The organism is Pseudomonas sp. EGD-AK9, assembly GCF_000465935.2.
Taxonomy (GTDB): domain Bacteria; phylum Pseudomonadota; class Gammaproteobacteria; order Pseudomonadales; family Pseudomonadaceae; genus Aquipseudomonas.
The window spans coordinates 1-7,217 of sequence record NZ_AVOF01000164.1; the positions used below are offsets into that span (position 1 = coordinate 1).

7 protein-coding genes are annotated in these 7,217 nt (G+C 67.1%); 4 read left to right on the plus strand and 3 right to left on the minus strand.

Features of this window, described 5'->3' with window-relative positions:
* The coding region (locus N878_RS09215) for an OmpA family protein (protein ID WP_021443377.1) at positions 1 to 870 on the minus strand (870 nt) is incomplete at its 3' end.
* Positions 871 to 1,065: 195 nt separating this feature from the next.
* Between N878_RS09215 and pyrC the strand changes: the two genes are divergently transcribed.
* From pyrC to N878_RS09230, 3 genes are all read left to right on the plus strand, one after another.
* On the plus strand, positions 1,066 to 2,112 hold the full coding sequence (gene pyrC / locus N878_RS09220; protein WP_021443378.1) for a dihydroorotase: 1,047 nt from the start codon (positions 1,066 to 1,068) through the stop codon (positions 2,110 to 2,112).
* Positions 2,109 to 2,783, plus strand: a complete 675-nt coding sequence (gene rnt, locus N878_RS09225; protein ID WP_021443379.1) for a ribonuclease T — start codon at positions 2,109 to 2,111, stop codon at positions 2,781 to 2,783. The genes pyrC and rnt overlap by 4 nt, the downstream gene beginning before the upstream one ends.
* A 333-nt stretch (positions 2,784 to 3,116) precedes the next feature.
* On the plus strand, positions 3,117 to 3,335 hold the full coding sequence (locus tag N878_RS09230; RefSeq protein ID WP_021443380.1) for a bacterioferritin-associated ferredoxin: 219 nt from the start codon (positions 3,117 to 3,119) through the stop codon (positions 3,333 to 3,335).
* Between the two features lie 206 nt (positions 3,336 to 3,541).
* On the opposite strand, the gene N878_RS09235 is transcribed toward N878_RS09230, so the two are convergent.
* Both N878_RS09235 and pap read right to left on the minus strand, forming a co-directional pair.
* Positions 3,542 to 4,726 (minus strand): thiolase family protein, encoded by a 1,185-nt coding sequence (locus N878_RS09235; RefSeq protein WP_021443381.1) that lies wholly within the window; start codon positions 4,724 to 4,726, stop codon positions 3,542 to 3,544.
* Positions 4,727 to 4,817: 91 nt separating this feature from the next.
* Complete coding sequence (pap, locus tag N878_RS09240) at positions 4,818 to 6,305, minus strand: polyphosphate:AMP phosphotransferase (protein WP_021443382.1); 1,488 nt, start codon at positions 6,303 to 6,305, stop codon at positions 4,818 to 4,820.
* 105 nt (positions 6,306 to 6,410) lie between these two features.
* Here pap and mnmD point away from each other — a divergent pair.
* On the plus strand, positions 6,411 to 7,217 hold an 807-nt coding region (gene mnmD, locus N878_RS09245; RefSeq protein ID WP_021443383.1), incomplete at its 3' end, for a tRNA (5-methylaminomethyl-2-thiouridine)(34)-methyltransferase MnmD.

The following is a 7,217-nucleotide window of genomic DNA, read 5'->3' on the forward strand; positions in this document are numbered from 1 at the left end:
GGCCGGCGGCAGGCGCTCCAGGCGCAGGGTGGCGCGGCGGTTCTTGGCGCGGTTGGCCTCGCTGTTGTTGGGTGCCAGCGGGTAACGCTCGCCATGAAAACGCAGGGTGATCTGCTCGACCGGCACGCCGCCGGCCACCAGGTACTCCTGCACCGCCAGGGCGCGGCGGCGCGACAGGTCGCGGTTGGTCAGGCGGTTGCCGCTGTTGTCGGCGTGACCGTCGATCTGGAAGCTGTTGATGCTGGGGTCGGCCTTGATGAAGTCGAGCACGATGTCCAGCTTGGCGCGGGCCATGGCGTCCAGCTCGACACCGCCGCCGGGAAAGCCGATCTGCGCCTGGCGGATCTGCTCGAAGTTGACCGGCAGCAGCTTGGCCGTGCAGGCCTGGTAGTCCTCGTAGGCCTTGTGGAACTTCACCGGCAGCAGGCGTACCTCGAGGCTATCGCCGCCGTTGAGGGTGCGGTGGCGCACCAGCGGGCTGCGCCCTTCCAGCAGACCGGTGAGCAGCCGCGCGCCCTGCTCATGGGAGCTGTTGAACGGTACCTCGCCGTTGCCGACGCTGACCACGCCCAGGTGGATGTCGCCGCGCCCCGGTTGCCAGGGCGCTGCCGCCGCCAGCAGGGTCGCCGAGCCGGCGCCGAGCCAGCGTTCACGCGCCTTGAGGCGGAAGGTCACCTGCTCGCCGGCACGGCGCACGAACTCGCCGCTGCCGAACTGACTGATCGGCTGGCTCAGGCGGCACTCAAACTGATCGCCCTCGACCTTCCATTCCACCTGTTCCAGGCGGGTCTGAAAGCTGACGGCGTGCGCCGGCAGGCTCAGGGCCAGGCCGGCCAGCAGACAGGAAAGGACAAGACGGGGCTGGCGCACGACGGGCTCCACGAATACACGGTTCTCCCTAGGTATCGGTGCCTTGGCGAAAAACTGTAGGGGCGAATTGCTTCGCGCACCGCTCGTGTCGGCACGCAAAATCCGCCGGCGCGACGTCGTCCGTCCCGCCCACAGCGCATTTTCCGGCGGTTTCCGGTAGCATTCCGCTCACGTTTTACCCGCCTGGAAGCCCCCATGTCCGACCGCCTGACTCTCCTGCGTCCCGATGACTGGCACATTCACCTGCGCGATGGCGCGGTGCTGCCGCACACCGTCGGCGACGTCGCGCGCACCTTCGCCCGCGCCATCATCATGCCCAACCTGGTACCGCCGGTACGCAACGCCGCCGAGGCCGACGCCTATCGCCAGCGCATCCTGGCCGCGCGCCCGGCCGGCAGCCGCTTCGAGCCGCTGATGGTGCTCTACCTCACCGACAACACCAGCCCCGAGGACGTGCGCCAGGCCAAGGCCGCCGGCTTCGTCCACGCCGCCAAGCTGTACCCGGCCGGCGCCACCACCAACTCCGATTCGGGCGTGACCAGCATCGACAAGATCTTCCCGGTGCTGGAAGCCATGGCCGAGGTGGGCATGCCGCTGCTGGTGCACGGCGAGGTGACCCGCGCCGAGATCGACGTGTTCGACCGCGAGAAGGCCTTTATCGACGAGCACCTGCGCCGTGTGGTCGAGCGCTTCCCCACGCTGAAAGTGGTGTTCGAGCACATCACCACCCGCGACGCGGTGCAGTTCGTCGAGGCCGCGCCGGCCAACGTCGGCGCCACCATCACCGCCCATCATCTGCTGTACAACCGCAACCACATGCTGGTCGGCGGCATCCGCCCGCACTTCTATTGCCTGCCGATCCTCAAGCGCAACGTGCACCAGGAAGCCCTGCTCGACGCCGCCGTCAGCGGCAGCCGCAAGTTCTTCCTCGGCACCGACTCGGCGCCGCACGCCAAGCACGCCAAGGAAGCCGCCTGCGGCTGCGCCGGCTGCTACACCGCCTATGCCGCCATCGAGCTGTACGCCGAGGCCTTCGAGCAGCGCGGTGCGCTGGACAAGCTGGAAGGCTTCGCCAGCTGCCACGGCCCGGACTTCTACGGCCTGCCGCGCAACAGCGACTCGATCACCCTGGTGCGCCAGGACTGGACCGCCCCGGCCAGCCTGCCGCTGGGCGAGCAGACGGTGATCCCCCTGCGCGCCGGCGAAACCCTGCGCTGGAAGCTGCTGGAGGGCCAGGCGTGAGCGAAGAGCATTACGACGACGAACTCGATCCCAGCCTGCCGTCCGGCCCGCGCACGCCCATGGCGGCGCGCTTTCGCGGCTACCTGCCGGTGGTGGTGGACGTCGAGACCGGCGGTTTCAACTGCGCCACCGACGCCCTGCTGGAGATCGCCGCAACCACCATCGCCATGGACGAGAGCGGCTTCCTCTACCCGGATCACACCCACTTCTTCCGCATCGAGCCGTTCGAAGGCGCCAATATCGAGGCGGCGGCGCTGGAGTTCACCGGGATCAAGCTGGATCACCCGCTGCGCATGGCGGTGAGCGAAGAACACGCCCTCGGCGAGATCTTCAAGGGCCTGCGCAAGTCGATCAAATCGGCCGGCTGCAAGCGCGCCATCCTGGTCGGCCACAACAGCAGCTTCGACCTGGGTTTCCTCAACGCCGCGGTGGCCCGTTGCGGCATCAAGCGCAACCCCTTCCACCCCTTCTCCAGCTTCGACACCGCCACCCTGGCCGGCCTCGCCTACGGCCAGACCGTACTGGCCAAGGCCTGCCAGACCGCCGGCATCGAGTTCGACGGCAAGGAGGCGCACTCGGCGCGCTACGACACCGAGAAGACCGCCGAGCTGTTCTGCGGCATCGTCAACCGCTGGAAGGAAATGGGCGGCTGGGACGAATTCGACCAGTAAGCCGTTGCGCGGCAATCAGTCCCCACCAGAAACCGGCCTCGCGCCGGTTTTTTGCCGATGCCCCATCGCGTCTGGCCGCCCGGCCTCGCAGGCTGCAGCCCAGTGATGCGCACCACCCGCCGCGGCCACTCGACCCTTTTGCCTGCTGCCGGCCGTCGCCAGGCGCAGTCAAAAACTCTTCCGGATTTTTTCTGGCCGCGGCCGCCACGGCGGCAACCGTTCGTCAGCCAGCCAGGTCTCTAGCGCGGGCATTTGCAAGAGTTCTTTGACAAGCATTCTCATTAACATTAGTATCCGTCGCATCAAACAGATCCACCAAGACGAGCCTTGCTTATGTACGTCTGCCTCTGTGAAGGTGTCACCGATACGCAAATCCGCGACGCGGTCTATGAAGGCTGCTGCAGCTACCGTGAAGTGCGCAGCACCCTCGGCATCGCCAGCCAGTGCGGCAAGTGCGCCTGCCTGGCCAAGCAGGTGGTCCGCGAAACCATCGGCGAAGTGCAGAGCAGCCAGGCCGCCCTGGCCTACCCCGCCGGCTTCGTCGCCGCCTGAGTCAGCCCGCTCGCATAAGAAACCGGATCGGCGATCCGGTTTTTTTATGCCCTGCCATCCCGGTGCCCCCGCCAAGGCCGCTACAAACGCGCACCCGCAGCCCGGATGCAATCCGGGGCAGGCGTCCCGATTGCATGCCGCATACGCCAGGCCAATAAAAAACCGGATCGAGGATCCGGTTTTCGTTGGGGCGAAGAACCTTGGACTCAGCGATAAGCCTCGAACAGCCCCGTCGCCCCCATGCCGCCGCCAACGCACATGGTGACGATGCCGTAGCGCAGCTGGCGGCGCTGCAGCTCGCGCACCAGATGGCCGACCTGGCGCGAGCCGGTCATGCCGAAGGGGTGGCCGATGGAGATGGAGCCGCCGTTGACGTTGTACTTGGCGTTGTCGATCTCCAGCTTGTCGCGGCAGTACAGGCACTGCGAGGCGAAGGCCTCGTTGAGCTCCCAGAGATCGATGTCGTCGACCGTCAGGCCCTTGGCCTTGAGCAGCTTGGGCACCGAGAACACCGGGCCGATGCCCATCTCGTCGGGCTCGCAGCCAGCCACAGTAAAACCACGGAAATACGCCTTGGGCGTCAGGCCCAACTCGAGCGCTTTCTCCAGGCTCATCACCAGGGTCATGGAGGCGCCGTCGGACAGCTGCGAGGCATTGCCGGCGGTGACGCTGCCGGCCGGATCGAAGGCCGGCTGCAGCGCGGCCAGGGATTCGAGGCTGGTGTCCGGGCGATTGCAGTCGTCCGCCTCGACCACGCCGTCGAGAATCTTCTTCTCGCCGCTGGCCTTGTCCTCGACCTGGTACTTCACCGCCATCGGTACGATTTCGTCGGCGAACAGCCCCTCGGCCTGGGCGCGGGCGGTGCGCTGCTGGCTCTGCAGGGCATAGGCGTCCTGGGCCTCGCGGGTGATGCCGTAGCGGTTGGCGACGATCTCGGCGGTCTTGCCCATGGGGTAGTAGATGCCGGGGTTGTCCTTTTGCAGCAGCGGGTTGAACAGCTGGTCCATGTTCATGCTTTTCAGGGTCATGGTGATGGACTCGACGCCACCGGCGACGATGATCTCGCTGCAGCCGGAGGCCACCTGGTTGGCGGCGATGGCGATGGCCTGCAGGCCCGAGGAGCAGAAGCGGTTGAGGGTCATGCCCGCCACCGGGTTGCCCAGGCCGGAGAGCACCGCGACGTTGCGGCCGATGTTCATGCCCTGCGCGCCCTCGTTGGAGCCGGCGCCGACGATGCAGTCGTCGACCTGCTTCGGATCGATGCCGTTGCGCACCAGCAGCGCGTCGACGCAGTGGGCGGCCATGTCGTCCGGCCGGGTCAGGTTGAACTTGCCGCGAAAGGACTTGGCCAGGCCAGTCCGCACGCTGTCGACTATCACCACTTCACGCATGACGCACCTCGTTGTTATTGGATGGCGGATATGGCGAAGATAAATCCGTCCGATCCCGGGGCGCGACCATCATTGATCCGGCGTATGCACCTCAATCCTTGGCGAAGGCCGCCTCGATCGCCTGGTTGATGGTGCGCAGCACCTTGACCCGGGCAAAGCGCTTGTCGTTGGCTTCCACCAGGGTCCAGGGGGCGATCTCGGTGCTGGTGCGGTCGACCATGTCGCCCACCGCGTCGGCGTATTGCGGCCACTTGTCGCGGTTGCGCCAGTCTTCCTCGGTGATCTTGAAACGCTTGAAGGGGATCTGCTCGCGCTCCTGGAAGCGCGCCAGCTGAGTGTCCTGGTCGATGGACAGCCAGAACTTGACCAGGATCGCCCCGGCGTCGCTCAGTTGCTCCTCGAAGTCGTTGATCTCGCCGTAGGCGCGCAGCCAGTCGGCCTCGCTGCAGTACCCCTCGACCCGCTCCACCAGCACCCGGCCATACCAGCTGCGGTCGAAGATGGTGAACTTGCCGCGCGCCGGGATATGCCGCCAGAAGCGCCACAGGTAGGGCTGGGCGCGCTCTTCCTCGGTGGGCGCGGCCACCGGCACGATGCGGTACTGGCGCGGATCCAGCGCGCCGGTAACGCGGCGGATGGCGCCGCCCTTGCCGGCCGCGTCGTAGCCCTCGAACACCGCGATCAGCGCGTGCTTGCGCATGCGTTTGTCGCGCATCAAACCGGACAGACGCGCCTGCTCGACGGTCAGTTGCTCCTTGTAGTCGTCCTTGTCCAGCGCCTGGGTCATGTCCAGGCTGGCCAGCAGAGCGCTGCTGTCCAGGCTCGACACCAGCGGCGCGGCATGCGGCTGGCGCTGCGCGCGCTGCTGGCTGGCCAGCGCCGCCTGCAGCCCCTCGAGGAGGATGCGCCCGACGGTCAGGCTGCGGTAATACTCGTCGACCCCCTCGACCACGTACCAGGGCGCGTAGTCGCGGCTGGTGCGGCGCAGCACACGCTCGCCGTAGTGGACGAACTTGTCGTAGGTCTTCGACTGCTGCCAGTCCAGCGGGCTGATGCGCCAGCTGTGCAGCGGGTCGTCCTTGAGCGCCTCCAGGCGCGCCTTCATATGCTGCTTGGACAGGTGGAACCAGAACTTGAAGATCAGCGCGCCCTCGTCGCAGAGCATGCGCTCCAGGCGCTCGGCGCCATCGATGGCCTGATCCAGCACGGCGTCCTTGAAGCGCCCATGCACCCGGCCCTGAAGCATCTGGCTGTACCAGTTGCCGAAGAACACGCCGATGCGCCCCTTCGGCGGCAGCTGACGCCAGTAGCGCCAGGCCGGCGGCCGGGCCAGTTCCTCGTCGGTCTGCACGTCGAAGGTGCTGACCTGGATCAGCCGCGGGTCCATCCACTCGTTGAGCAGCTTGACCGTCTCGCCCTTGCCGGCGCCCTCGATGCCGTTGATCAGCACGATCACCGGAAAGCGCGCCTGCTGCTTCAACTCGTACTGCGCCTCCAGCAGCGCCTCGCGCAGCGCCGGCTCTTCGGCTTCGAACCTGGCTTTATCGATGCTGCGGCCGATTTCGGCGGATTCGAACATGCGGCAACCTCCCTGGAATGATCACCACAGCGTAACGGATGATGCCCGCCTTTGCCCGTCGGCGCGGCGCGGTAGAATCGCCGCACGATCCAGCGGAACCCCTCCATGTCAGAACCTCATCACGCCCAGCTCGACTGGGACGAACGCGGCCAACCCCTGTCGCGTCACTTCGGCGACGTCTACTTCTCCCAGCAAGACGGCCTGGAAGAGACCCGCTACGTCTTCCTCGCCAACAACGACCTGGCGGCGCGCTTCGCCGCCCTCGGCGACGGCGAGTGCCTGTGCATCGGCGAAACCGGCTTCGGCACCGGGCTGAACTTCCTCTGCGCCTGGCAGCTGTTCGAGCAGCAGGCGCCGGCCGGTGCGCGCCTGCACTTCGTCAGCGTGGAGAAGTACCCGCTGCAACTGGCCGACCTGCAGCGCGCCCTGGCCCTGTGGCCGGAGCTGGCGCCCCAGGCCGAGCAATTGCTGGTGCAGTACCGCGCCATTCACCCCGGCTACCAGCGCCTGCTGCTGGCCGATGGCCGCATCGCCTTGACCTTGCTGATCGGCGACGCGTTGGAGCAGCTGGCGCAGCTGGACGCACGCATCGACGCCTGGTTCCTCGACGGCTTCAACCCGGCGAAGAACCCGCAGATGTGGACGCCCGAGCTGTTCGCCGAACTGGCGCGGCTGTCCGCTCCCGGCGCGACCCTGGGCACCTTCAGCAGCGCCGGCGTGGTGCGCCGGGCGCTGAACGACGCCGGCTTCCGGATGAAACGTGTACCCGGCCTGGGCAAGAAATGGGAGGTACTCAAGGGGCGCTTCATCGGCGCCACGGGAGACGAGACCAAACCCTGGTTCGCCCGCCCCCCGCACCAGGCGCAGGACAAACACGCGGTGGTGATCGGCGCCGGCCTGGCCGGCTGCGCC

Excerpts from the sequence above, each read along its gene's own strand:
- pyrC (WP_021443378.1), top strand. The coding sequence starts at position 1,066 with ATGTCCGACCGCCTGACTCTCCTGCGTCCCGATGACTGGCACATTCAC.
- N878_RS09230 (WP_021443380.1), top strand. The coding sequence starts at position 3,117 with ATGTACGTCTGCCTCTGTGAAGGTGTCACCGATACGCAAATCCGCGAC.
- N878_RS09235 (WP_021443381.1), bottom strand. The coding sequence starts at position 4,726 with ATGCGTGAAGTGGTGATAGTCGACAGCGTGCGGACTGGCCTGGCCAAG.
- pap (WP_021443382.1), bottom strand. The coding sequence starts at position 6,305 with ATGTTCGAATCCGCCGAAATCGGCCGCAGCATCGATAAAGCCAGGTTC.